This window comes from Plantactinospora mayteni (assembly GCF_016862935.1).
Classification (GTDB): Bacteria; Actinomycetota; Actinomycetes; order Mycobacteriales; family Micromonosporaceae; genus Plantactinospora; species Plantactinospora mayteni.
In genome coordinates, this window is the sequence record NZ_BONX01000073.1 from 24,902 (window position 1) to 48,988 (window position 24,087).

Sequence of the window (24,087 nt, forward strand, 5' to 3'; positions counted from 1 at the left end):
ACCGGCCGGAGCCAGTCGATCACCTACAGTAGCTAGATGGCTTTTGTCCGCTTCAACCCGATTGCCTCGGGGCGGGCACGTCGCCGGACCGGTGCCGCGCTGGCCGTACTCGGTGGGGCGCTCGTGCTGGCGGTGGTGGTGGTCAACGACGCGCCCGGGCCACGGCGGACGGCCGACCGGCCACCAGCGGCGGACCAGCTCCTGCCGCCCCCGGCCGCCCCGCACCCGACGCCGAGCGCCGAGCCGACGCTGCCGGCGGCGCCACCCCCGGCCGACCTGCCGGTGGTCGACTACGGTCCGGCCCCGCGCGGCTTTCCCCGGGACCCGACTCCGATGTCGACGGTACGGCTCGGCGAGGGCCTCCGGCCGATCCGCCGGGTCGCCGCGTACGACGCGCCGGGCGGCCGGCCCCGGGCCCTCCTCGCGCCGACCATCAGCGGAGTGCCGGTGACCATGCCGATCGTGGCGCGCCGGGCCGGCTGGGTCGCCGTGCTGCTCCCGTCGGCGAACCGGACCATCGGCTGGGTGCCACCCGGGCCGTGGAGCACCACGGAACTGCGCGACCTGGTCGTGGTGGTCCGGCGGACCCACCGACTGCACTGGTACCGGGACGACCGGCTGGTCCGGTCCTGGCCGGTCAGCGTCGGCACCTCGGCCACCCCGACCCCGCTGGGCCGGACGTTCATCCTCGGCCGCTCGACCCTGCCCGGCCGGGTGTACGCGGACACCGAGGTCTTCGCGCTCGGCGCCGTACCCGACGAACCGAACTCGGTACCGTCCGGGCTGCGCGGCGCGCACATCGGACTGCACGCCTGGTACGACGCCCGCCAACTCGGCCGCGACAACAGCAACGGCTGCATCCGGATAGCCCGGAAGGCGCAGGAACTGCTGCTCGCCGAGTTGCCGCCCGGCACCGAACTGCTGGTACTCGACCGGTTCTCCGCACCCGAGCGGCTCTCCGGGGTGGGCCCGGTCCCGGTCGCGGCCCGCTGACCACTCCGATCGCGGCCCGCTGACCACTCCGATCGCAGCCTGCTGACCACTTCGGACGGTGGCACCCGAGTGACCCGCCGGGATCGGCCGGTCGCGCCGCCCGGATCGGCCGGTCACGCTGTCGGTCCCGTGTTAGGCTCCGCCGTCCTTTGGATGGCTGACCGAGACACCGGAACGGGGAACGGGATGACTCGGATGCACCGTGGCGGTGCCGTACTGGCTGCCGCCGTCACCCTAGTCGTGCTGACCGCCTGCCAGAGCCTCGGCGGAGGAGGCGGTTCCGAGGCAGCGCCTCCGGAACCGGCGGCGATGCGGGGCGCGGCCGAGGCGGTCAAACAGGCCAGGACGCTGGGCGTCACCTTCAAGACCAAGCAGATCGACGGTACGGTGTTCGGCGGGACCATCACCGGTCAGGCCCAGGTGGTGGCCGGGGGCGGGATGGCGGTGGCCTGGAGCCACCGTACGAACAGCGGCCCGGACGAGACCAAGACCATCGACGGTCGGCTGATTGCCGTCGACGGCGCGGCGTACCTGACCTCGTCGCGGTGGAAGCTACCGCCGGGCAAGAAGTGGTTCTCGATCCCACCGGGTTGGCGTGCCAAGCTGGACCAGCCGATCGCGCCCGAGTGGTTCGTACTGGTGATGTCGCGACTGCTCGACCCGCTGTTCCTGCTCGGCCAGGGCCTACCCGAGGCGACCGGTCTGACGACCACCCCGGCGCCGGGCGAGCCCGAGGGCACCACGGGTTACACCGTGGACTGGAACTTCTCGCAGGACACCGCCGGGCCGGAGATGACCGCGTGGGCGAAGCAGGTGGGCGAGGCGCTCGTGCTGGATGTCTCGGTCTATCTGGACGGGAGCGGCCGGCCGGTACGGCTGGAGGCCGAGTCCTCCACCCAACTGATGCTCTTCGACGCCGAGGTCAGCGTCGAGAGCTACGGCACTCCGGCCGAGGTCGCCCCGCCGGATCCGGCCCAGGTCAAGAAGCTCTGAGCCCGGTCCCCGGATAACCCTTCGTCGGTCGTGCTACAGGTCGCGGCGCATGCAGACCCGGGGCCACCGGTCCAGGCCGTGTGCCGCCTCGCGGGCCCGGATCGCGGCCAGCCCCGGGGTCAGTTCCCGCTCGTCGAGGACGACAAATCCGCACCGGGAGTAGTACGGCGCGTTCCACGGAACGTCGGTGAAGGTGGTCAGGGTCAGCGCCGGTACCCCGTCCGCCGTCGCGTACCCGGCGAGGTGCTCGACAAGCTGGCGGCCCACGCCCCGGCGGGCGGCCCGGGGATGCACCGAGACCTGCTCGACGTGCAGGTTGCCGTCCACCTGCTCGGCGACCAGATAGCCGACCGGCAGGTCGTCGGCGTCGACCGCGACCCAGGCCAGGCCGGCGCGCTGATGCCGGGCCAGCTCCTCGACGGACGGTGGTTCGTCGTCGGCGACCTCCGGCATCCCGACGTCCCGGAAGGACTGCCCGGCGGCTCGCTCGATCTCCCGCAGCCCGGGCAGGTCCGCCTGACGGGCCGGTCGGATCCGCATCGGGTCATCCTCCCGGCCCGGTCAGCGGCCGGCCAGCGATATTCCGCCGTCGGCGCTGCCGTCGACGGCGATGAGTGGGCTGCTAGTCGACGACCTCACCGAGCCCGAGGTGCTGGCGCCGTATTCGCTCGACAACTGATCACGGACATGGTCGACCGGATCCTGCCGCCGGAGGCATCGCCCACGCCGTCGTCCTGACCCCACCTGCCTCGGCGTCGGCGAGCAGGTCGACGGACGGCGTCGGCAGCGGGCGGCGGGGTCAGTTCGGGAACGACACACCCGGCGCCTCCAGGATCGCGTGCAAGGCGGTGATGGTGGCGGCGGTAGCGATGTGCCGGGCGGAGTGGTTGACGCGCAGGTAGAGGTGGCAGCCGGCCGGGTCGAACCGGACCGTCACCGGCTGGCCGGCGTACCGGGCGCCGAGGTGGGTGAGCGGCGGCAGCGGGTCGTCCAGCAGAGCGGGCTCCGGGGACGACGGGACCGGGATCGGATATCTCGGGTCGGCCGGTACTACCTCGGCCAGGGCGAGGTCGAGGCAGTCGAGGCAGTCGGCGATCGCCGTCTCGACGGTGGGATGGGTCGGCAGTTCGGGTACGCCCACCGGCAGGGCTGGCGCGTTGAGTTCGACGTGCCAGCCCTCGCCGTGCAGCCGGAGCGGATCACTCTCGTCGAGCCGGTGGTTCTGCACGGTCACGGTGGCGACCAGGCCGAGGCCGAGAGCGAGCCGGATCAGGTCGGCCAACGGCGGCACGTCGGGTCGGCCGGCCCGGACGAAGAGTCGTGCGCCCGGCTGGCCACGACTGGCGTACCCGACGTAGTGCGCGAGCGGGTCGGCGTCCGGGTCGGGCAGGGTGACGATGCCGTCCCGGAGGTCCTGGTCGACCCCGCCACCACCGTCCAGGTCGGCGAGGTCGTCGGGGCGTACCCGGAAGGCGCCGGCCCAGCGTGCCAGCCGGTAGCGACCGGGAAGCTGGATCACCGGCTGCCCGTTCGGCTGGCTGCCGACCAGCAGGGCCGGCGGCGGCGGCCCGACCTCCCAGTTGAGGTGGAGGACCCGGTCACGCAGGTTGCTGAGCGTGACGATGGTTCCCAGGTAACGACGACGGGTGTCGCCGCAGGCGTGGCAGGGCAACACCGAGGCACAGCGACCGGCACCCCGGCAGCGGGCGCACTCGGGTTCGGCGGACTGCCCGCCGAGGGTGCAGTCGCAGGGCCGCAGGCCGGTGGTCGGGTCGCAGTCGGCGCAGTCGACGTACGGGATGGGGGCGCCGCGCCAGTGCGGGGCCGGCGGCTCCCAGTTGCGCCGCAACATGCTGGTGGGCCGGGAGCGGAACTGCCCGGTGTGCCGCTCGGGCACACCACCCGGACGCAGCCCGGTGTACCACCAGCCGCCGTTGCGCCAGATCGCCTGCGCTCCTGGCCTCTCCTCGCCGGTGGCCGGGGCGACGCAGCCGCCGAGGGTCCGGCGTTCGACCTGGTCGAGGTCGATTCCGGAGATGACGTCGAGGGTGACCGGCCGAGCGACCCCGGCCGGGCCGGCCGAGCGGACGAAGTGTGCCGGCGCGGCGACTCGGCGGGCGGCCAGCAGCGCGACCGCCCGCTCCACGGTGGTGGCGGCGACCGCCGTCCGCAGGTCGGGGAAGGCGGCCGACTGTTCCGGGGGCACGGAGCCGGGCAGCTCGTAGCGGACCTCCCAGCCGAAGCTTTCGGCGGCGCCGGGGAGTCGGCGGGCCTCGACCACCAGGTCGAGACAGAGCAGGCCGGCGACCGCGCAGAGCCGGGCGAGCTGCCGGTCCGGATCCGGCGCCGGCCGCGCGGCGGTCCGGCCGAGGAAGACCTGCCACGGGGTACGCGTCCAGCCGGCGATCGCCGCCGCCTCCACGTCGTGCCGCTGCTCGGCGGGCAGGTCGGGCCGCCACCAGGCGGGCAGCGGCACCAGCCGTTCGCCGACCGGCTCGGTCGGGGCGGTGACATGGTGGATGCTGCCGGCGCCGACCGACGCGGCCAGGTCGTGCAGCAGCGGGGTCAGTGCGAGGTGCCAGCCGCCGCCGGGCGCCGGGCGCGGTTCGAGCATTCCGGGTACGACCTCTGCCGAGGCGACCGCTCCGGTGTCCAGGTTCGCCACCGTGAGGACGAGCTGGGCGCGACGGGCGCCGTATTGCCCGCAGGCGGAGCAGGCGTAGCTGGTGCTGGTGCGACAGTCCGGGCAGGGCAGCACCAGGGGTGTGGCGGTCACGGGCGCACCGCCGTGCAGTCGTTCGGATGGTCGGCCCGCAGTGCGCAGCGCCCCCGACCGCCGCTGAGCAGTCGGTCGCAGAAGATCCGGTGCCGTACGCCCTGGTTGTCCTCTTCGGAGAGGGTGGTCTCCGGCACGTCGAGCTGGGATAGGAAGGCCAGCGAACGGCCGGCGGTGCGGGCGAAGAGCTTCGCCGCGTCCAGACTGGTCGCGGTGAAGGGCAGATGCAGGACGAACCTCGGCTGCTCGAACCTCGGCTGCTCGCCCATCACCGGCCACCCCGCCGATCGGAAGCGGGAGTCAAACCGTGATCGACAACGGACAACATACTCCTTCTTTCGTCGTCGGCGTGGGGCACTTCGGGAATTGAAAGGGGCGGCCCGTCGGGAGGCCGATGTCGGGCACGGGCCGCCCCTGGCGCACCTACCACCGCAACCAATCGGCGAGTACGGCAGCAGGGCTGCTGGAGTGAGCGCACGTTTCACCACACCACGCGGTTGGTGGATCGGTGGCGCAATTCGTGATGGTGCGGGGTCGCGGAGCTACGCACGCTCGTGGTAGATAACTCCGGTAAGTCGTGGCGACTCAGCGGTCCAACCTGAAAGGACGACTCGATATCACCTCCTCCATCGACAGGTTGTCAGGGGCCGCAGGGCGGGAGTAACCCTTCCCGGTCGACCATTCCCGCCGGCCTTTTTCCGCACCGATTCCGCAGAGGAGAAAGATCGTGGTTGTGACGCAACATCGGCCCTTCATCCGTACGCTCCGGGCACAGTGGCTCGGCCAGCGGCTCCGGGACCTGCGCGAGCAGCGCGGGATGAGTCTGGAACTGGTCGCCGAACACCTGAACCGGGACCGGTCGGCGCTCGGCCGCTACGAGCGGGCCGAGTGGCCGATCCAGCGCCACGACGTGCTCGCCCTGCTCGACCTGTACGGCTTCCACCGCGCCACCGAACGCGCCCAACTACTCACCCTCGCCGAGGAGATCTGGCGGACTGATCGGTGGGACGAGGACAGCAGGGACCCATCGGACTCGTCCTTCATCACGATCCCCTGGCTGGAGTCCCGGGCCATGACCATCTGCTCCTATCACGCCTCGCTGATTCCCGGACTGTTTCAGTTGCCGGAGTACGCCGAGCTGGTCATCCGCTGCGTGGATGGCCCAGCGACAACCGAGATAGCGGTTCAGGGCAACATCGGCCGTCGGATGGAGCGGCAACGGGTGCTCGACGAACCTGGAGGACCCAGAATCGAAACGATCATTGACGAGGTGGCCCTACGCCGCGAGATCGGTGGTCCGGCTCTGCTGCGGGCTCAACTTCTCCACATCCAAGCCGTGACACGGCGGCCTCATGTCGAAGTGCGGGTGCTGCCCTGCCGGGTGTCGCTGCATCCCGGTATCGACGGCTCGTTCTGGCTGTTCCGGATGCCCAAGCCATATCCGGCGGTGGCCTACCAGGAGAACCTGGCCGGTCACATGTACCTGGAATCTCCGAAGTCGGACCGGTTCAGCGACGCGTACGATCGGGTCCGGGAGGCCGCACTCGACCCGCGCGAGTCGGCGGAGATGATAACGACGATCGCGGAGGAACTGTCATGAGCGAGACCTTGCCGTCGGTGGGCTGGCACATCAGCAGCCGGAGCGCCGACAGCGGTGGTAACTGCGTGGAGGCGGGACCGATACTCGACGGATCGGGGCGGGTGGCGCTACGGCACAGCAAGGCACCAGACGCGGCGACCATCGTCTACACCCGGGCCGAGTGGGATGCCTTCGTCGCCGGTGTCAAGGACGGCGAGTTCGACTTCGGCACCCCTGCTTGACCGGTTCGACGCGATGGAGCGCCCCGGCCCCACCGGCCGGGGCGCTCAGCGTTTCGCCGTCCACGCCGTCCAGCGTCAACCCTCAGTCGTCGCATCCGTAACCGTCACCATCACGATCCAGGTCGTAGATGTCGTTGCCGATAACCCTGACCGGGCCGCTGACGTAGGCGGGACCGTTGCCGCTACCACCAGCGCAGTCGACATCACTGGCAATCGGCACGCAGCCGCTGTAGTTCGGGTCGCACCTCCGGGTCTCCTTGGTGCCGACCGCGACGACCTGGGTCACCGGTCTCCTGGTCACCACCTCGTCGACGAGTTTCTTGCCGGTCTGCTCGCCGTTGACGTACGTCACCTCGTAGGTAAGCGTCTTGGAGCCCTTGACTCCCGCAGTCCGAACCTTGCGCTTGCCCTTGGCCAGGGACGAATCCTGCACAGTCCGCTCGCCAAACGGAATGCTCCGAGTCTCGGTGACCCGCCGCTTCTCGACCGTCGGCGTGGGCGTGGGACTCGCGGGCTCCGAGGCGTCGCCGGCCGACACACTCGGAGACAAGGATGGCGTTGCAGGAGCAGGTGACTCCGCCGCCGAAGACGTGTTTGCCGATCCGCCTTCGGGGTCGGCGGTGCTCCCAATCGCCGCCAGCCCGCCACAGCAGAGCAGGAGCGAAAGCACCGGCCCACCAACAAACAGCGCGGCTCTCTGCCCCGGACCAAGTCCGCCGAGCAGTCCTGTTCGCGATCGGCCTGCACGGGCCTGGGGTGCCGCTCCGGTAGCCGAGTAAGACGTCGACTGCTTTCCCGACGGATATGCGGATGGCTCCTGCGCTCGATAGGTCACCGCAGCAGTCTTGACCTACCGCTAGATCATCCACAGTGGTCGAGAGGCGACACTTCGTGACACCCATTGGCCGTGGGAGTCCCACCGATGGATCTCACAGACAGCCGGACGGCTGCGATGTCCGCCAGACGTACGAGCGCCAATCGCCAGGTTGGCGACCGTCACAGCACCCCTCAGGCCGGTTCAGGGACGCTCCGGGTCAAGAGCCAGCGCCGACCGGTCGACTCGATCCGGGGTAGCTTGCTCAATGTGGACGGCGTCGTTGATCTTCTGGTCGCCGGGAACTCTACAATCCCTTTGACTGCCGCTGTAACGGGAGACACGCATGAGAGAAGTTGACCCAGACGATACGCCAGACGACGATCTCACGCCTGAGCTGGCAGATCTCGTACGGGAGATAAGGAATCTCGGGTCCAGCAATCTCCCATACGAGGCAACACTGATTACCTTGTTGACCTCCGACAGCACCAGTGCGCGATGGGAGGTGTTCGACCACTACTGCTCCGCTCATCGACACACCCGGTTCGGCGGCCCGCAGGAGCCGTTCTCTGAACGGGTCGAGCAGGCGGTACGTCGGTGCGCGCGGCAGGAGCTGGCCTCGGCCATCGGTGCACGACCGGACCCGACAGCCACCCGGAACAGCTCTCCCAACCGCGTCAGCGCCCTCTATGCCCTGTGGTTCTGCGCCCGGCCCGCCGACGGCCCGCTGGTCGCCCGGGTGCTCGACGCCGAGCTGGGCGGGGACCGAGACCCGGAGGTCTTCTCGTTCGGCGTCAACGTCGCCGGGGGCCTGCTGGGATCCGGTGCACGGCGGTCAATCATCGATCAGCTCGTCCACACACTGACGCGGGTCGCCGTCGACCCCAGGATCGACGTACGACTGCGTGGACAGGCGCTCCGCGAACTGGGCAACGGTACGACGAGGCAAACGGTGACGTCTCTGCTCAGCTCCGCCCTCGCCAGTCCGGACCTCACCATCAGTTCGACCGCCGCGCTGGCGCTGCTGGGCCGCAAAGCCCGGTTCACCAACCAGATCCGAAGGCTCGCGGCCACCTGGCCAACCGGACCGACCGGACCGGGCGTGCCCTGGGAGGTCAGCGAGGTGCGATACGCGCTGGCCGAAGAGCATGACCGCAGATTGGCCGCGACGTCCAAGCCGTGATGGAAGGAACGCATGCGGATGATGCGGGGGTCGCCATGTCGGCATCTCCCGTGACACCGTCTCAGCGGCAATTCCGAAGCGACTGAGAGAGCCCGGTTCGGAAGCAGCTTCTCGCCTTCGTCCGGGGCAACCTCAGTGGGGCTTGGGAAGGTCGAGCTTCTCCCGCAGCTCCGCCAACCCTCGCGTACGTCGCTCGTTGCGCCAGTCCTCGACGTGGGTGTGAAGCGCGAGTACCAGCCTGCGGCCGCGCTCGTATCGTTCGTCGCTCCAGGTCTTCAGGCGCTCCAGTCCGGCGTGCACCGGTCCGAATTCCGCGCTGTAGGGGAACAGGTGGAAGCCGATGTCGATGAGCGCGGGACGGCTGATCTCCTTGCGATGGAGGGCGGACTCGAAGGGCTCCCGCACTACCGTGCCCTCACTGACACCGCTTTCTTCCATCTGGTCGTAGACGAGGTCCAGGCTGGTCATGTCGCCTGCCAGCAGCTCGCCGAATCGGACGGCAACCCAGGGGTGCAGCCCCTTACTCCCGGCAGTGGCCGGGTGGGACTCGCCGTGCGCGTAGTTGAGCACGTTTCCGGCTTGGTTCTTCTCGTCCTGACCGATCAGGATGTGCCCTTCGAGGTAACCCGCGTAGCCTGCGAACAGGCCGTCGTACATCTGTCGTGCGTAGCTCAGCGGCTCGAGGGCCGCAGCCTGGTCGCCGCTCTGGAGCAGAAGGTTGCCGAGCAGGAGCGTGGCGAGGTTCTCGGTCTCGGTGTCCTTGTGGACGTCGACGGCCTGCTCGAATCCGTTCCGGGCCGCATCCAGATCGCCGGTGAGCTGAGCCGCAAGGCTCCGGACAAGCACCGGGTGGGAGTCCAAGGACGTGTACGGCTGGAATTCCGGGGCGAGCATCACAGCGGCCAACGGGCCCAGCCAGGGATCCTCTCCTGCGGCCACCTGCTCCAGCCATTTCCGGCAGGAGTCGCCGAGCCCTTTCTCGCCGAGTTCGATGCCCGCCAGCGCCATCGCCGCATGCCCGGACACGGCGGTACGTCCCGTGCCGGCGATCGCGCTCAGCAGGGCCCGCGCTTGCGGGGCATCATCGGCCCGATACGCCGCCAGCCCATGTTCGAGCTCGTCGGGCACCGGGCTCAGAGGGTCGGGGGGAAGCGGAAGTGGCCATCGGTCGGAGTCCAGCAGGGATTGATCCGTCACGTCGTCGCCTTCTCGTATGGACGATTCCGCGAAGCATGCCACGAGGGGCCGACACGGCCCTTGATCTCTTCCATCGGTCAGACGGGGTCGATCTGCCCTGGCGGCATCCGACGCGGCCCGAGCGCCACGGTGCCAAACCAGAGGGCGTACGACCACAGCGTCTGCCGCTCGGCGAAGCCGACGACGCTCTCGTACCCGCCGAAGGTCAGCGACGGCACGACGGTCATCACGTCGGCCCCGATCATTGCTGAGCCAGATGCCGTGGCCGTGATGCTGGCCACAGACCTGAAGCCGCTCGCTCCCCACCCTGGTGGCGCCACCTGCTGGCAGTGCGAATGCCTGTGGTGTGGGCAGCAGGTCGCGCCGATGCTTTTCAATGTCCTCGCTGGCCACTCGTGCAAGTACTGCGAACAGGGTGCGCTGTCCACAGGCCCGGGAATGGCGTACAGAAGGTCCTGATCGCTCGACGTCGCCTTTCTCGGCGACAGTCCGTCGGGTCTCACGACAACCGAAGAATCCGGGGAGGAATCTGATCCTCTCGTCCCGGCCGGCTCGGCCCGGGGTAGCTTGCCTAATAATCAGAACACGAGCAAGCATCAGGGGGACGCCAGTGCTCGTCATCGCCCACCTCAGCGACACGCATCTGGACAGCTCTCCCCGGTCGGCCGAGCGGACCGCCCGGGTGATGGACTACCTGCACGCCCTGCCGCGACCGGTCGACGCGATCCTGGTCACCGGGGACGTCGCCGACCATGGTGAGGTGGCCGAATACGAGACCGCCGCGAAGCTCTTCGCCTCGCCACTGCCGGTGCTGGTCTGCCCCGGCAACCACGACGTGCGGGACGCGTACCGGAAGGGGCTGCTCGGCGACGCGCGCGGCGGGACCGGCCCGATCAACAGCCGGCACGACGTGGCCGGCGCGGTCTTCCTGCTCGCCGACTCGTCGGTGCCGGGTCGGGACGACGGGCACCTCGACGCGGAGACGATGGGCTGGCTCGCCGACGAACTCGGCTCGACGCCGGCCGGGGCGCCGGTCTTCGTCGCCTTCCACCACCCGCCGGTCGCGCTGCACCACCCGGTCATCGACCCGATGCGGCTGCTGCCGGCCGAGCCGCTGGCCACCCTCCTCGCCACCCATCCGCAGGTCGCCGCGGTGCTGACCGGGCACTTTCACACGTCCGCCGCGAGCACCTTCGCCGGGCGGCCACTCCGGATCGCCCCCGGGGTGGTCTCCACGCTGCGGCTGCCGTGGGAGGGCGACGGGCCGCTGGTCGATCTGGACCAGCCGCCCGGGGTGGCGTTCCACGTCTACGATGACGCGGGGCTGCTGACCACGCACTACCGGGTGGTGGTCTGAGGGTGCAGGGCATCGCCGTACTCGGCTTCCTGGCGGCCGTCGCGCCGATCACCGCGACCCCGGGCACCAGCCTGACCCTGGTCGTCTCGCGGGTCGCCGCCGGCGGGCGCCGGCAGGGCTGGTGGGTGATCCTGGGTACGCTCACCGGCCTCTACGTGCACGCCGTCCTCGCCGCCGTCGGGCTGGCCGCGCTGGTACTCCGCTCGTCGCAGGCATTTCTGCTCGTCAAGCTGCTCGGTGCCGGCTATCTGGTCGGCCTCGGACTGTGGCTGCTCTGGTCGGCGACCCGCCGCCGTCGACCGAGCACTGTGGACGCGCCGTCGGCGCCTCGGGCCCGGCGGCTGCCGTGGCGCGGGCACCACCCGTACCTTCAGGGGTTTCTCGGCAACGTGCTCAACCCGAAGGCGGCGGCGGTCTACCTGACCCTCGCCCCGCAGTTCCTCGACGTGGACGGTCCGGTGCTGGTCCCGATGCTGGTGCTCGGCACGGCGCACGCGGTGATGGCCGGCTGCTGGCTCGCCGGCTGGACCGCGATCTCGGGTGCGGCTGCCCGACTGCTGCGCACCGTACGGGTCCGCCGGGCGCTGGACCGGGCGACCGGCGCGATCCTGGTCGGGCTCGGCGTCCGCACGGCGGTGACCTGAGACCGCAGCCACGCTGCGGGCTACTCGGGCTACTCGGGCTGCCGTCGGCTGTGGCGCTCGCCACCCGGGTGACCCCGAACCCGCCGACCCGAACGATTCCTGAACCCGCCCCGAACCCGCCCGGCGACGATGAGCGGGTCTGCACGGACACGGACGCGGACACGGACCCTGGGAGGGTGGATGCGCGGGTGGATTCCTGGCCGGCCGGTGCTGGTGGGCGCGGTGCTGGGCCTGGCCCTGCTGTCGGGGGTGACGGCCTGCGGTGACGACCCGGCCCCGACGGTCGGGTCCGGCGGTACCGAGGGCGGCGCCGCACCGACCGGTGGTGCCCCGGAGGGCGGTGCCCCGGCCGGTGGTACCGGCACGATCACGGTGACCGCCGACGGCAAGAAGTACGAGTTCGTCACCGACGACTGCTCCACCGTCGAGGTACCGGCGAAGATCTTCTCGCTCAGCACCACGGACGCCACCATCGAACTCGCCCTGCCGCACGACCCCGGCCCGTTCGACCAGGACAGTGACGGGGTGATCGTGCCGTTGACGCTCGGCGGCTCCGCCGAGACGTACCAGACGGTGGCGTTCACCGGGCAGCGCACCGAGGACGGCGACCGCACCTCGGGCACGCTCAGCGGTACGGCGAAACGGGCCACCACCGGCGAGGAGGTCGAGTTCAGCGTCGACTTCAGCTGCCCCCTCGTACGCGGCTGACCGGCCCCTCGCCCCATCCGCAAGCTTCGGTCAAGAAACAGTGATCAACGGCACTACTCCGGCACCCCGGCCGCACAATCTAAGGATGTTCGGCCTAAGTGGACGGGGACGGGGCCATGACTCTTGATCCGAGCAACGCGACCTGGGGAATCAGCGCGTCTACCTTCCTGTCGGGCTATCTCCTCCTGGCGGTGGTGGCCTTCGGCTACGCCGCTGTACGGCGCCGGCAGATCCTCGCCGGGCCGGAGAGCGTACGCACCTCGACGCTGACCGCCGGGCAGATCGCGTACCTGAACGGCGGCGAGCGGCTGGCGATCTACGCGGCCCTGGCCGGGCTGCGCAACGCCGGGGCGGTGGGCATCGGTCCCGCCCCGGACCGGTATCTGGTGGTCGCCGGAGACCGGCCGGTCGGGGCGAGTGGCCTGGAGGCGGCGGTCTACCGGTTCGCGGGACAGCGCCGGCGACCACAGGAGCTGCGGTTCGACTTTGGCGTCTCGACGGAGCTGTCCCGGCTGCGTGACGAGTTGGAGCGGGCCGGGCTGGTGCCGGGCGGTGAGACCCGGCGGGCCCTGCGCCGCTGGACCTGGCTGCTGGTCGCGGTGCTGCTGCTCGGCGTACCCCGGTTGCTCGCCGAGGTCTCGACCGGCCAGGTCTGGCTGCCACTGGTGCTCGTCCTGGCCGGGCTGGGTGTGGCCACCGTGCTGTTGGGGCGTCGGCCACCGGCGCGGACCCGGGCCGGCAGTTGGGCGCTGACCACCCTGCGCACCGAACACGCCCACCTCGCCCCGTCCCAGCAACCGGCCTGGAGCACCTACGGCCCGGCCGGCGCGACGATGGCGGTCGCGCTCTTCGGCCCGGCGGCGCTCTGCGCGGCGGACCCGGAGTTCGCCGCCGAGGCCGGGATCCAGCAGCGGATCGGGGCCGCCTCCGGTGGCGGTTCAGGGGGCGGCAGCAGTCCCACGTGCAGCGGGAGCGGGGGCGGGTACGGCTCCGACAGCGGTGGCGGGCACAGTTGCGGAGGCGGCGGCGGTGGAAGTAGCTGCGGGGGCGGCGGCGGGTGTGGCGGAGGCGGAGGCGGCTGAGTCGGCCGCGCCGCAGCACGGCAAGCCGGCAGCGCCTTAGCAAGCACCGCGAGTCGGCCGCGCCGCAGCACCGCGAGTCGGCCGCGCCGCAGCACGGCAAGCCGGCCGCGCCGCAGCACGGCAAGCCGGCCGCGCCTCAGTGCGGCAAGCCGGCCGCGCCTCAGTGCGGGGCGTCGGTGAGCCGGCGCCAGAGGAAGCGCAGCATAAGCGCCCACTTGAACGCCAGTTGCGCGTTGTCGGCGGCGGCACCGTGCCCGCCCTCGATGTTCTCGTAGTAGGAGACGTCGTAGCCGTAGCCGCGCATCCGGGCGGCCATCTTGCGGGCGTGCCCGGGATGCACCCGGTCGTCCCGGGACGAGGTGACGAGGAGGACCGGCGGATACTCCCGACCCGGCCGGACGTTGTGGTAGGGCGAGTACTCGCGCAGGAACGCCCAGTCGGCCTCGTCGTCCGGGTCGCCGTACTCGGCCATCCAGGAGGCGCCGGCCAGCAGCAGGTGGTAGCGGCGCATGTCGAAGAGCGGTACCCGGGCCACCACCGCGCCGAACAACTCCGGAAACCGGGTCAGCATCACCCCCATCAGCAGCCCGCCGTTGCTGCCGCCCTCGATGCCGAGCCGCGCCGGTATGGTGATGCCCCGGTCGACCAGGTCGGTCGCCACGGCGGCGAAGTCCTCGTACGCCCGGAGCCGGTTCTCCCGCAGCGCCGCCCGGTGCCAGCGCGGGCCGTACTCGCCGCCGCCCCGGATGTTCGCGACCACGTAGCTGCCGCCCCTCGCCAGCCAGCCCCGGCCGATGATCCCGCTGTAGCTCGGCGTCCAGGCCATCTCGAACCCGCCGTACCCGGTCAGCAGGGTCGGCCCGGTCGGCTCCCCGGGCGGGCTGACCAGGAAGTACGGCACCCGGGTCCCGTCGGCGGACCGGGCGTGCAGTTGCCGGACCGCCATCCCGGCCGGGTCGAAGAACGCCGGGTCCCGCTTCAGCGTCTCGGCCGGCCCGCCGACCGTGCCGTGGTGCAGCGCGGTCGGCGTGAGGAAGCCGGTACTGGCCAGCAGGTATTCGTCGCTGTGCTCCGGGTTGGTGTCGACGATGACGACGTGCCGCTCCTCCTCCGGGCCGACGGTCTCCAGCAGCGGCGTCCGCCGCCAGCCGTCCGGCCCGGGGGTGAGCACCTCGGTCCGGCTCCGCACGTCGACCAGACTGCTCAGGATCAGGTGCCCCCGGGTCCAGGCGTGCCGACCGGGCGCGCTCTCCGGACCGGGCGCGAAGACCACGGTCAGATCGCGCTCGCCGGCGAGGAACCGGTCCAGCCGGGTGACCAGCACCGTTCCGGCGGCGTACGTCCGGTCGCCGATCGCCCAGTCCGAGCGGAGCGCGATCAGCAGCCACTCCCGGTGTACGTCGGTCTCGGCGTCCTCCGGCACGTCGATCCGGACCAGTTCGCCGTCGACGGTGCGCAGGAACTCCTCCCGACGGAAGAAGTCCAGCCGGCGGCCGAGGAAGTCGCGGACAAAGCCCGGGGTGGGGTCGTGCACGGCGTACACCGAGACGTCGTCGTCGCGGCCCTGGTGCACGACGGTGGCCTCGGCCAGCGGCGTACCCCGGCGCCAGCGCTTGACGATTCGGGGATAGCCGGAGGCGGTCAGCGAGCCGGGGCCGAAGTCGGTGCCGACGTAGATGTGGTCGGCGTCGATCCAGCCGACGTCGCTCTTCGCCTCGGGCAGGGTGAAGCCGTCGGGGACGAAGGCCCGGTCCGTCAGGTCGAACTCGCGGACCACGCTCGCGTCCGAGCCGCCCCGGGCCAGCCGGATCAGGCAGCGCCGGTGCCCGGGCCGCTGCGCGATCGCGCCCTGCCAGGTCCACGGCTCGCCCTCGGCGGCGGCCAGCGCGTCGACGTCGAGCAGCACCTCCCAGTTCGGCTCCGCCCGGCGATATTCGTCGATCGTGGTACGCCGCCACAGCCCCCGGGGATGGCCCTCGTCCTTCCACAGGTTGTAGAGGTAGGTTCCGTCCCAATGCACGAACGGCACTCGGTCGGCGGCGTCCAGCACCTGGCGCAGTTCGGCGCTCAGCGCGCCGAACGAGGGGTCGTCGGCGAGCGCGTCACGGGTCTCCGCGTTGCGGGCCCGCACCCAGGCGGTCACCTCTGTGCTGGAGAGCGCCTCCAGCCAACGGAATTCGTCGTCGAGATCCGGGGACACGCAGGGTTCCTACCACAGAACGTGAACAAAATTTCCGCTCAGTCGGAAGGCGGATTGAACTTCCCGGCGTCGAAAAACGATCTAACTGAGGTGGGATCATCTCGACTCCGACCCGTACCGCTGGGGCGGGCCGCGCTGGCAGTACTCCTCTTCGTCGGGCTGGCGGTGCTGTTCGGCCCGGCGCGACCGGCGGCGGCGCACGCGGCGGTGCTCGGCACGGTGCCGCAGCAGCAGGCCGTACTCGGCTTCTCGCCCACCGAGGTCACGATCACCTTCAGCGAGCCGGTGGCCCTGGTGGCCGGCCGGGTGCAGGTGCTGGCCCCGGACGGCAAGCGGATCAACGACGGGGACGCCACCGTCCGGGACGCCACGCTGCGGATCCCGATCCGGGTCGCCGACCGACCGCTCGGGACGTACCTGGTCAGCTATCGGGTGATCTCCGCCGACAGCCATCCGGTCGCCGGCAGCTACACCTTCTCGGTCGGCGCCGCCTCGGCCACCCCACCCGAGCCGGCCGAGGAGACAGTACGCCCCGACGTCCGGGTCGCGGTGCCGGTGACCAGATACCTCGGGTACGCCGGACTGGTCCTGCTGGTCGGTCCGACGCTGCTGCTCGGGCTGCTCTGGCCGCGCCGACTGCCCCGTAGGGGCGCTGTACGGCTGGTCCGGGCCGGTCTGCTGCTGGTCGCGCTCGGCACCCTGGCCGGGTTCTGGGCACAGGCGCCCTACACCAGTGGCGCGGGGCTGCTGGACGTCTCCGGCGCCGAGCTGCGGCAGGTGCTCGACTCGGACTTCGGGCTGGCGCTCGCCGCCAGGCTGGGCATCCTGCTGCTGGTCGCCGCCCTGCTGCCGCCGGTGCTGGCCGGTCGGGCCGGTCGGGTCCGGGTCGGGCTGCTGGTCGCGCTCGGGCTGGCCGGGCTGGCCACCTGGCCGCTGGCCGGGCACGCCGCCGCCTCGCCGACCCCGCTGGCCAGCGGCATCGCCAGTGTCGTACACCTGGCCGCGATGTCGGTCTGGCTCGGCGGGCTGGTGGCGATGGTCGGCTTCCCGCTGCGGGCCGCCCATCCCCGGGTGCTGGCGGTGATCCTGCCGGTCTGGTCCCGCTGGGCGACCATCGCGGTGCTCTGGCTGGTCGCCGGTGGGGTGGTGCAGGCGATGATCGAGATCGGTGCACCGGGTGCGCTCTTCGGCACCGGCTACGGTCGGCTGGTCCTCGCCAAGGTCGCGCTGCTGGCGCTGCTGCTCGGCGCCGCCGGATACGCCCGCCGCCTGGTCCGCCGCCGCACGACCGCCACCCCCGCGAAGCCGGCAGACAGCGGACAGACGGCAGATGGCGGACAGACGGCGGACAACGGACAGCCAGCAGACAGCGGAGAGCCGGCAAACAGCGGACAGACGGCGGACAACGGAGAGCTGGCGGACAGCGGGCAGCCGGCGGACAGCACGGAGCCGGCGGTCGCCGGGCGGCGGCGGTTGCGCCGTACGGTCGGGCTGGAGGTGCTGGTCGGGCTGGTCGTGCTCGGGGTCAGCTCGGTGTTGGTGCAGACCACCCCGGGGCGCAACGCCGGGATCGAGGCCGAGATCGCCGCCTCGGACACCTTCGCCCAGACGCTCAGCTCGCCGCTCTACACCCTCCAGTTCGACATCTACCCGGTGCAGTTGGGGCCGAACAACACCGTGCACGCGTACGTCTACACCCCGGACGGCAGGCCGCTGCCGGCGGTGGAGTGGACGCTGACCGCCGCGCTGCCGGCGCAGGGTGTCGAGCCGACCGACACCCCGATGCTGGGCGTCGAGCCGCACCACGGGGCCGGGGCGGTGAACTTCCCGATCCCCGGGGACTGGGAGCTGCGGTTCACGGTACGGCTCTCGGAAATCGACCAGGCCACCGTGCGGACCGTGGTGAGGGTGCGCTGACCAGGGGCGGGGCGCCGGGTCAGGGCTCGACCAGGCCGGCTCGGATGGCGTACCGGGTGAGGTCGATCCGGTCCCGCATGCCGAGTTTGGCCAGGATGTTGGCCCGGTGCCGGTCGACCGTCTTCACGCTGATCACCAGCGCCTCGGCGATCTCCTTTGCCGAGTTGCCCTCGGCGATCAGCTTGATGATCTCCTCTTCCCGGGGCGTCAGGATGCTCTCCGGCAGCTTCTCGCCCTGCCGGGCCCGGTGCAGGTAGTCCCGGATCAGCGCGGTGATCGCGCCGGGATAGAGGAACGGCTCGCCGCGCATCGCCGCCCGGCACGCCTCCAGCAGGTCCCGGTCGGCGACCGACTTGAGCACGTAGCCGGAGGCTCCGGCCCGCAGCGCCTCGAAGAAGTACTGCTCGTTGTCGTGCATCGAGAGCATCAGGATGCGTACCCCGGGCGCCCGCCGGGAGATCTCCCGGGCCGCCTGGAGGCCGGTCATCCTCGGCATCGCGATGTCCAGGACGACCAGGTCGATCTCGGTACGCCGGACCGCCTCCACCGCCTCCGCCCCGTCGGCCGCCTCGGCGACCACCCGCAGGTCGGGCTCGGCGTCGAGGATCAGCCGCAGTCCCCGGCGGACCAGCGCGTGGTCGTCGGCCAGCAGGATCCGGGTCTCGGTCACGGACATGCTCACGCCCCCCTCTCCCCCGAACCGTCGGCGGGCACGGTCAGCCGGACCTCGGTGCCGGTGCCGGGGGTGCCGGTGATGGTCAGCCGGGCCCCGATCAAGAGTGCCCGCTCCCGCATCCCCCGGATGCCGGCGCCCTCCTGGCGTACCTCGCCGAGGCCGTCGTCGGCGACCCGCAGCACCACCGTGCCGGCACCGGCCCGCAGCGACAGCTCGACCCGGCCGGCCCGGGCGTGCCGGGCCACGTTGGTCAGGCTCTCCTGGGCGATCCGGTAGATCACCAGCTCCTTCTCCGCGCTCAGCGCCGGCAGGTCCGGCGTCGATCTTCGCACCACCGGTACCCCGCTGACCTGTGAAAACTCCGTCGCCAGCGCGTTGAGCGCGCTGAGCAGCCCGAGATCGGTCAGTACGTCCGGGCGGAGCCGCCGGGCCACCCGCCCCACGTCGTCGAGGCTCTCCCGCAGGGTCTCCTGCACCGCGTGCAACTCCTCGCGCAGCTCGGCCGGGGCCCGGTCCACCGCCCGCTTCAACCCGAGCAGCACCACCGTGAGGCTCTGCCCGATCTCGTCGTGCAGCTCCCGGGCGATCCGCTGCCGCTCCCCCTCCTGGGCGGCGAGCGCGTGCGCGCTGCTGGCGCTCCGTTCCGCCTCCAGCCGGTCGAGCATCGCGTTGAAGGTCTCGATCAGGTTGGTCAGGTCGCCGTTGCCGGCGTCGACCAGCCGGTCGCCGGTACGCAGCAGGTCGACCCGGCGCATCAGCGTGGTCAGCGCGTCGAGCGGGGCCAGGCTGGTCCGGAGCAGCAGGGCGTTGACGGCGAGGATCAGCGCCAGCCCGATGGTCAGCACCGGGATCTCGGTCAGCACCACCGGCGACGAGACGGTGGCCGGGGAGAGCGCGAGCACCAGCGTGCCGACCGTGAAGACCAGGCCGTTGAGCAGGAACAGCCGGCGGAACAGCGCCTGGGCCGGGGCCCGGCGACCGGGGCGGCCGGAGGCGCCGGACTGCCCCGGGGCGTCCGGTCCGGGTGGGCCTGCCCGGTCAGCGGTGTCGGTCACCCTGCCAGCCTCGCCCGGGAGCTGCCGGTTTGTCCATCTGGTCGGACACCCACCTCGACTGGGGCCGACCGGTCGCCGGCCCAGGTCACCTGCATGTTCCGCCCCACCGGAGATGGGTGCCGGACCCGATGGTCGGGCAAGCCGCTTTCCCGAATTCTTGGTACCGGAACCGGCGGCCAACCCGAGACCGAGACCGGAACCGGCATCCGAGCCCTGCGTCCGAGCCCCGAGCCCGGCCGGCGTACGGGACGACGCCGCCCCGCCGCCCCTACCCCGAGCGAGGCCACAGTGGACATCACCCGGACCACCGTTCCCGGCGTCGGCGTCGTACACCACTTCCTGACCCGGGGCGGGCAGCGGTTCGGCGTCCTGCTGGACCAGACCGGCCTGCGGTCCCTGCTGCTGTACGGGCCGGACGACCCGGACGCACCGGTACAGCGGATCCAGTTGGACCACGACGAGGCCGACCAGATCGCCGAGGTGCTGCACAGCGCGCCGATCGCCGACCGGCTGGCCAGCCTGGAGCGCCGCCTCGCCGAACTGCACGGCGGATCCGCGTGATCGCGGTACGCCCACCCGGCCGCCCCGCCGGCCAGGCTCCCTGCCGGCGGGACAACCCGTCGCCATCGGGAGGTTACGTTGTCGAAGAATCCCTCAGGCCCAACCGTTGCGGCGCGACGGCCCACGCCGGCCCGCGCCCGGGGAGATGGTGGAATGCAGGCGCAGCAGATCGCCGTGGTGGTACCGACGGTGACCGTCCGGGACTCGGTGGCCCGGGCGGTCCGGCTGATGGCGCTGCGCCGGCTGCCGGGCATGATCGTGGTGGACGACCGGGGCAGGCCGAAGACCGTGCTCCCGGGTACCCAGGTGCTCCGGATGGCGGTGCCGGACGCCTATCGGGAGGATCCGGTGCTGGCCCGGACCATCGACGAGGCGCACGCCGACCTCTTCTGGGAGGAGCTGGACAACCTGACCGTGGGCGACTGCCTGCTCCGGGAGCCGCCCCGGGTGACGACCGTCGGCCTGGACGGAACGCTGCTGGAGGTGGCCGCGCTGATGGCTCGACAGCGCAGCCCGCTGGTGGCGGTGGTCGACGGCGCCGGGGTACTGGTCGGGGCGATCACCCTGGACCGGGTACTCGCCGAGTTCGCGGTGGCCGACCCGGACGTCTGACCCCGGCCCGGCCGGCCGCCGCGTGCAGTGCGGCGGCCGGCCACCCCGGCAGCGCGCCGCCGGGTGGCATGACCCGATCGGGGTACGCCCGATGAGCGCCGTCGCCGCGCTCGTCATCTTCGTGGTGGCGTTCTTCTTCATCGCCACCGAGAAGGCGGACAAGGTCAAGGTGGTGCTGATCGCCGCCGCCGCGATGCTGGTGTTCGGCTTCGCGCCCGGGGCCGAGGTCTACTTCTCCGAGCACGAGGGGATCGACTGGAAGGTCATCTTCCTGCTGCTCGGGATGATGATCATCGTCGGCGTGTTGAAGCAGACCGGCCTCTTCGACTACCTGGCGATCTGGGCCGCGAAGAAATCGTCCGGCCGGCCGTACCGGCTGATGGTGATGCTGATGCTGATCACCGCCATCGCCTCGCCGTTCCTGGACAACGTCACCACGATCATGCTGGTCGCCCCGGTCACGGTGGTGGTCTGCAACCGGCTGCACATTCCGGCCCAGCCGTACCTGATCGCCGAGATCCTGGCCTCGAACATCGGCGGGGCGGCGACCCTGATCGGCGACCCGCCGAACATCATCATCGGCAGCCGCGCCGGGCTGACCTTCACCGACTTCCTGGTGCACATGGCGCCGGCCGTCGTGGTGATCTTCGCGGTCTTCGTCCTCTTCACCCGGGTGCTGTTCCGCAAGTCGTTCCAGTACAACCCGGAGCACGTCGAGGCGGTACTCGCGTTGCAGGAGCGGCGGGCGATCACCGACGTACGGCTACTGGTCCGCTGCCTGGTCGTGCTCGGCCTGGTGGTGGTCGCCTTCGGGCTGCACTCCGTACTGCACGTCGATCCGTCGGTGGTGGCGATGGTCGGCGCCGGGGTGATGCTGATGGTGTCCAGGATGGACGTCTCCGAAGTGCTCGGCGAGGTCGAGTGGCCGACCCTGGTCTTCTTCATGGGGCTGTTCGTGATGGTCTCCGGCCTGGTGCACACCGGTGTGATCACCACCTTCGGCGAGTGGGTGATCGAGCAGGTGGACGGCGACTTCTTCGCCGCCGCGACCGCGCTGCTCTTCGGCTCGGCGGTGCTGGGCGCGTTCTTCGACAACATCCCGTACGTCGCCACCATGGCACCGGTGGTCGAGGGGCTGGTGGCCGAGGCACCCGACCCGGGGACCGGGCAGGCGCTCTGGTGGGCCTTCGCCCTCGGCGCGGACTTCGGCGGCAACGGCACCGCGGTCGCCGCCAGCGCCAACGTGGTGGCGATCGGCATCGCGGCCCGGACCGGTCACCGGATCTCGTTCTGGCAGTTCACCCGCTACGGCATTGTCGTCACGATCATGAGCACCGTATTGGCCTGGGTGTACGTCTGGCTCCGGTACTTCCTGTGACGGCGTCGGCCGCACCCTCCCCGGTGCCGGCCCCGCCGGCCCGCGCCGGCCGCGGTTCGCGGCCGGCGCGGGTGGGGCTCAGTGGCCTCGGGCCAGCCACTCGTCGAGGTGCGGTGCCTCGGCGCCGATGGTGGTGCTCGCGCCGTGCCCGGTGTGCACCACGGTCTCCGGCGGCAGGCTCAACAGCCGCTGTGTGATCGACTCGACGATCGTGCCGAAGTCGCTGAACGACCGGCCGGTCGCTCCCGGGCCACCCTGGAACAGGGTGTCGCCGGTGAAGACCGCCCCGAGACCGGGCGCGTACAGCGAGCAGGCGCCCGGGCTGTGCCCGGGGGTGTGCAGGACGTGCAGCGTGGTGCCGGCCACCTCGATCGACTGCCCGTCCGTCAACTCCCCGCCCGGCGGCACCTCCGGGTGCACCATGTCCCAGAGCACCCGGTCCGCCGAGTGCAGCAGCACCTGGGCACCGGTCGCCTCGGCCAGCGCCGGCGCGACCCGTACGTGGTCGTCGTGCGCGTGCGTGGCGAGGATGGCGAGGACCCGTCGGCCACCGACGGCGGCGACGATCGCGTCCACGTCGTGCGGCGCGTCGATCACCACGCACTCGGCGTCGTCGCCGACCACCCAGACGTTGTTGTCCACGTCGAAGGTCTGGCCGTCGAGCGAGAAGGTGCCCGAGGTGACCGTATGGTCGATGCGGGCCGCCATCAGAAGATCACCACCGACCGCAGCACGTCGCCGTGGTGCATCTTGCCGAACGCGTCCTCCACCTGGTCGAGGGCGATCTCCTCGGTGACGAAGGCGTCCAGGTCCAGCCGGCCCTGGAGGTAGAGCGAGGTCAGCAGCGGGAAGTCCCGGTCCGGCAGGCAGTCGCCGTACCAGCTCGACTTGAGCGCGCCACCCCGGCCGAAGACGTCGAGCAGCGGCAGGTCGGGCACCTTCATCTCCGGCGTGGGTACCCCGACCAGCACGACGGTGCCGGCCAGGTCGCGGGCGTAGAACGCCTGCTTCCAGGTCTCCGGCCGGCCGACCGCCTCGATCACCACGTCCGCGCCGTGCCCGCCGGTCAGCTCCCGGATCGCCTCCACCGGGTCGGTCTCCCGGGCGTTCACGGTGTGCGTCGCGCCGAATCCCCTGGCCCACTCCAGCTTCCGGGGATCGGTGTCGACCGCGATGATCGTGGTCGCGCCGGCCAGCGCCGCGCCGGCCACCGCGCCGTCGCCGACGCCGCCGCAGCCGATCACCGCGACCGAGTCGCCCCGGGTGACGCCGCCGGTGTTCACCGCCGCGCCGAGCCCGGCCATCACGCCGCAGCCGAGCAGCCCGACGGCGGCCGGCCGGGCCGCCGGGTCGACCTTGGTGCACTGCCCGGCGTGTACGAGGGTCTTCTCCACGAACGCGCCGATGCCGAGTGCCGGGGAGAGTTCGGTGCCGTCGGTCAGGGTCATCTTCTGCTTGGCGTTGTGGGTGGCGAAGCAGTACCACGGCTTGCCGCGCTTGCAGGCCCGACAGTTGCCGCAGACCGCCCGCCAGTTGAGCACCACGAAGTCGCCCGGCGCGACGTCGGTCACCCCGGCACCGACCTGCTCCACGATCCCGGCGGCCTCGTGCCCGAGCAGGAACGGGAAGTCGTCGTTGATGCCGCCCTCGCGGTAGTGCAGATCGGTGTGGCAGACGCCGCACGCCTGCACCCGCACCACGGCCTCACCCGGCCCGGGATCCGGTACGACGATGGTGGTCACCTCGACCGGCGCACCCTTGGCCCTGGCGATGACCCCGCGTACTTCCTGGCTCACGCTGCCTCCTCAAGATCTCGATCCCGATCCGCCGTAGCATGTCACGGCCGTCCACGCTGCTGACCAGGCTCACCCGCTATGCGGAACGGCACCGATGGCGCGGCGGGCGGACGGCCGGAACACGGCGCCGGACCGGGGACGGGCGGAGCGCACCAGGAAGTCTGGCAGGCAACGGCGGCATCCGCACCGGCCGGGACGGCCGGCATTTCGCCGGACACCCGCCGCACTCGGGCAGATCCCGGACAACGCTCGCCGCCGGCGCGACCCAGCGGGGCGGATCATCGCGCCCGCCATCCCATCCGTGGCCGGATGTCCGGATTTTGG

Annotated in this window: 24 protein-coding genes; 13 read left to right on the forward strand and 11 right to left on the reverse strand. The window is 71.3% G+C overall.

Features of this window, described 5'->3' with window-relative positions:
* The first annotated feature begins 36 nt into the window (after window positions 1-36).
* Window positions 37-993 carry a L,D-transpeptidase gene (locus Pma05_RS39965; protein ID WP_203862750.1) on the forward strand — a complete coding sequence of 319 codons (957 nt, stop codon included), beginning with the start codon at window positions 37-39 and terminating at the stop codon, window positions 991-993.
* Between the two features lie 186 nt (window positions 994-1,179).
* Entirely contained in the window at window positions 1,180-1,986 is an 807-nt protein-coding gene (locus tag Pma05_RS39970) for a hypothetical protein (RefSeq protein ID WP_203862751.1), read from the forward strand.
* 33 nt (window positions 1,987-2,019) lie between these two features.
* On the opposite strand, the gene Pma05_RS39975 is transcribed toward Pma05_RS39970, so the two are convergent.
* From Pma05_RS39975 to Pma05_RS39985, 3 genes are all read right to left on the reverse strand, one after another.
* Window positions 2,020-2,526 (reverse strand): GNAT family N-acetyltransferase, encoded by a 507-nt coding sequence (locus Pma05_RS39975; RefSeq protein ID WP_203862752.1) that lies wholly within the window; start codon window positions 2,524-2,526, stop codon window positions 2,020-2,022.
* A gap of 259 nt (window positions 2,527-2,785) precedes the next feature.
* Window positions 2,786-4,762, reverse strand: a complete 1,977-nt coding sequence (locus tag Pma05_RS39980; protein ID WP_203862753.1) for a hypothetical protein — start codon at window positions 4,760-4,762, stop codon at window positions 2,786-2,788.
* Entirely contained in the window at window positions 4,759-5,031 is a 273-nt protein-coding gene (locus Pma05_RS39985) for a hypothetical protein (protein ID WP_203862754.1), read from the reverse strand. Before Pma05_RS39985 ends, Pma05_RS39980 begins: the two co-directional genes overlap by 4 nt.
* 458 nt (window positions 5,032-5,489) lie before the next feature.
* On the opposite strand from Pma05_RS39985, the gene Pma05_RS39990 reads away from it, so the two are divergent.
* Window positions 5,490-6,362 (forward strand): helix-turn-helix domain-containing protein, encoded by an 873-nt coding sequence (locus Pma05_RS39990; protein WP_239314126.1) that lies wholly within the window; start codon window positions 5,490-5,492, stop codon window positions 6,360-6,362.
* Entirely contained in the window at window positions 6,359-6,583 is a 225-nt protein-coding gene (locus Pma05_RS39995) for a DUF397 domain-containing protein (protein WP_203862755.1), read from the forward strand. Before Pma05_RS39990 ends, Pma05_RS39995 begins: the two co-directional genes overlap by 4 nt.
* 82 nt (window positions 6,584-6,665) lie before the next feature.
* Here Pma05_RS39995 and Pma05_RS40000 read toward each other — a convergent pair whose 3' ends face one another.
* Window positions 6,666-7,253 (reverse strand): G5 domain-containing protein, encoded by a 588-nt coding sequence (locus Pma05_RS40000; protein WP_239314127.1) that lies wholly within the window; start codon window positions 7,251-7,253, stop codon window positions 6,666-6,668.
* Between the two features lie 613 nt (window positions 7,254-7,866).
* Here Pma05_RS40000 and Pma05_RS40005 point away from each other — a divergent pair.
* Window positions 7,867-8,580: a hypothetical protein gene (locus Pma05_RS40005; protein WP_203862756.1), complete on the forward strand. Its 714-nt coding sequence runs from the start codon at window positions 7,867-7,869 to the stop codon at window positions 8,578-8,580.
* Between the two features lie 132 nt (window positions 8,581-8,712).
* Here Pma05_RS40005 and Pma05_RS40010 read toward each other — a convergent pair whose 3' ends face one another.
* Both Pma05_RS40010 and Pma05_RS40015 read right to left on the reverse strand, forming a co-directional pair.
* The gene (locus tag Pma05_RS40010) at window positions 8,713-9,708 is read right to left on the reverse strand and encodes a tetratricopeptide repeat protein (RefSeq protein ID WP_203862757.1); all 996 of its coding nucleotides are present in this window, start codon (window positions 9,706-9,708) and stop codon (window positions 8,713-8,715) included.
* 146 nt (window positions 9,709-9,854) lie between these two features.
* Window positions 9,855-10,004, reverse strand: a complete 150-nt coding sequence (locus Pma05_RS40015; RefSeq protein ID WP_203862758.1) for a hypothetical protein — start codon at window positions 10,002-10,004, stop codon at window positions 9,855-9,857.
* Window positions 10,005-10,387: 383 nt separating this feature from the next.
* On the opposite strand from Pma05_RS40015, the gene Pma05_RS40020 reads away from it, so the two are divergent.
* The 4 genes from Pma05_RS40020 (at window position 10,388) to Pma05_RS40035 (ending at window position 13,568) form a co-directional block, all read left to right on the forward strand.
* Window positions 10,388-11,134, forward strand: coding sequence for a metallophosphoesterase (locus Pma05_RS40020; protein ID WP_203862759.1), 747 nt, complete (start codon window positions 10,388-10,390; stop codon window positions 11,132-11,134).
* Between the two features lie 2 nt (window positions 11,135-11,136).
* Window positions 11,137-11,778 carry a LysE family translocator gene (locus Pma05_RS40025; protein WP_203862760.1) on the forward strand — a complete coding sequence of 214 codons (642 nt, stop codon included), beginning with the start codon at window positions 11,137-11,139 and terminating at the stop codon, window positions 11,776-11,778.
* A gap of 180 nt (window positions 11,779-11,958) precedes the next feature.
* On the forward strand, window positions 11,959-12,486 hold the full coding sequence (locus Pma05_RS40030) for a hypothetical protein (RefSeq protein WP_203862761.1): 528 nt from the start codon (window positions 11,959-11,961) through the stop codon (window positions 12,484-12,486).
* 116 nt (window positions 12,487-12,602) lie between these two features.
* Complete coding sequence (locus tag Pma05_RS40035) at window positions 12,603-13,568, forward strand: TIGR04222 domain-containing membrane protein (RefSeq protein ID WP_203862762.1); 966 nt, start codon at window positions 12,603-12,605, stop codon at window positions 13,566-13,568.
* 160 nt (window positions 13,569-13,728) lie between these two features.
* Here the strand turns inward: Pma05_RS40035 and Pma05_RS40040 are convergent, their stop codons facing one another.
* Window positions 13,729-15,768, reverse strand: a complete 2,040-nt coding sequence (locus Pma05_RS40040; protein WP_203862763.1) for a prolyl oligopeptidase family serine peptidase — start codon at window positions 15,766-15,768, stop codon at window positions 13,729-13,731.
* A gap of 90 nt (window positions 15,769-15,858) precedes the next feature.
* Here Pma05_RS40040 and Pma05_RS40045 point away from each other — a divergent pair, with 90 nt between their 5' ends.
* Window positions 15,859-17,685 carry a copper resistance CopC/CopD family protein gene (locus Pma05_RS40045; RefSeq protein WP_203862764.1) on the forward strand — a complete coding sequence of 609 codons (1,827 nt, stop codon included), beginning with the start codon at window positions 15,859-15,861 and terminating at the stop codon, window positions 17,683-17,685.
* A 19-nt stretch (window positions 17,686-17,704) separates the two neighbouring features.
* Here the strand turns inward: Pma05_RS40045 and Pma05_RS40050 are convergent, their stop codons facing one another.
* Both Pma05_RS40050 and Pma05_RS40055 read right to left on the reverse strand, forming a co-directional pair.
* The gene (locus Pma05_RS40050) at window positions 17,705-18,361 is read right to left on the reverse strand and encodes a response regulator (protein ID WP_203862775.1); all 657 of its coding nucleotides are present in this window, start codon (window positions 18,359-18,361) and stop codon (window positions 17,705-17,707) included.
* A 2-nt stretch (window positions 18,362-18,363) separates the two neighbouring features.
* Entirely contained in the window at window positions 18,364-19,416 is a 1,053-nt protein-coding gene (locus tag Pma05_RS40055; RefSeq protein ID WP_203862765.1) for a sensor histidine kinase, read from the reverse strand.
* Window positions 19,417-19,704: 288 nt separating this feature from the next.
* Between Pma05_RS40055 and Pma05_RS40060 the strand changes: the two genes are divergently transcribed.
* The 3 genes from Pma05_RS40060 (at window position 19,705) to Pma05_RS40070 (ending at window position 21,967) form a co-directional block, all read left to right on the forward strand.
* Window positions 19,705-19,977, forward strand: coding sequence for a cation:proton antiporter regulatory subunit (locus Pma05_RS40060; RefSeq protein WP_203862766.1), 273 nt, complete (start codon window positions 19,705-19,707; stop codon window positions 19,975-19,977).
* 153 nt (window positions 19,978-20,130) lie between these two features.
* A complete protein-coding gene (locus Pma05_RS40065; protein ID WP_203862767.1) occupies window positions 20,131-20,589 on the forward strand; it encodes a CBS domain-containing protein in 459 nt (152 codons plus the stop codon).
* A 91-nt stretch (window positions 20,590-20,680) separates the two neighbouring features.
* Complete coding sequence (locus tag Pma05_RS40070; protein WP_203862768.1) at window positions 20,681-21,967, forward strand: ArsB/NhaD family transporter; 1,287 nt, start codon at window positions 20,681-20,683, stop codon at window positions 21,965-21,967.
* 78 nt (window positions 21,968-22,045) lie between these two features.
* Here Pma05_RS40070 and Pma05_RS40075 read toward each other — a convergent pair whose 3' ends face one another.
* Complete coding sequence (locus tag Pma05_RS40075) at window positions 22,046-22,675, reverse strand: MBL fold metallo-hydrolase (RefSeq protein WP_203862769.1); 630 nt, start codon at window positions 22,673-22,675, stop codon at window positions 22,046-22,048.
* A complete protein-coding gene (locus tag Pma05_RS40080; protein ID WP_203862770.1) occupies window positions 22,675-23,763 on the reverse strand; it encodes an S-(hydroxymethyl)mycothiol dehydrogenase in 1,089 nt (362 codons plus the stop codon). Before Pma05_RS40080 ends, Pma05_RS40075 begins: the two co-directional genes overlap by 1 nt.
* Between the last annotated feature and the right edge of the window lie 324 nt (window positions 23,764-24,087).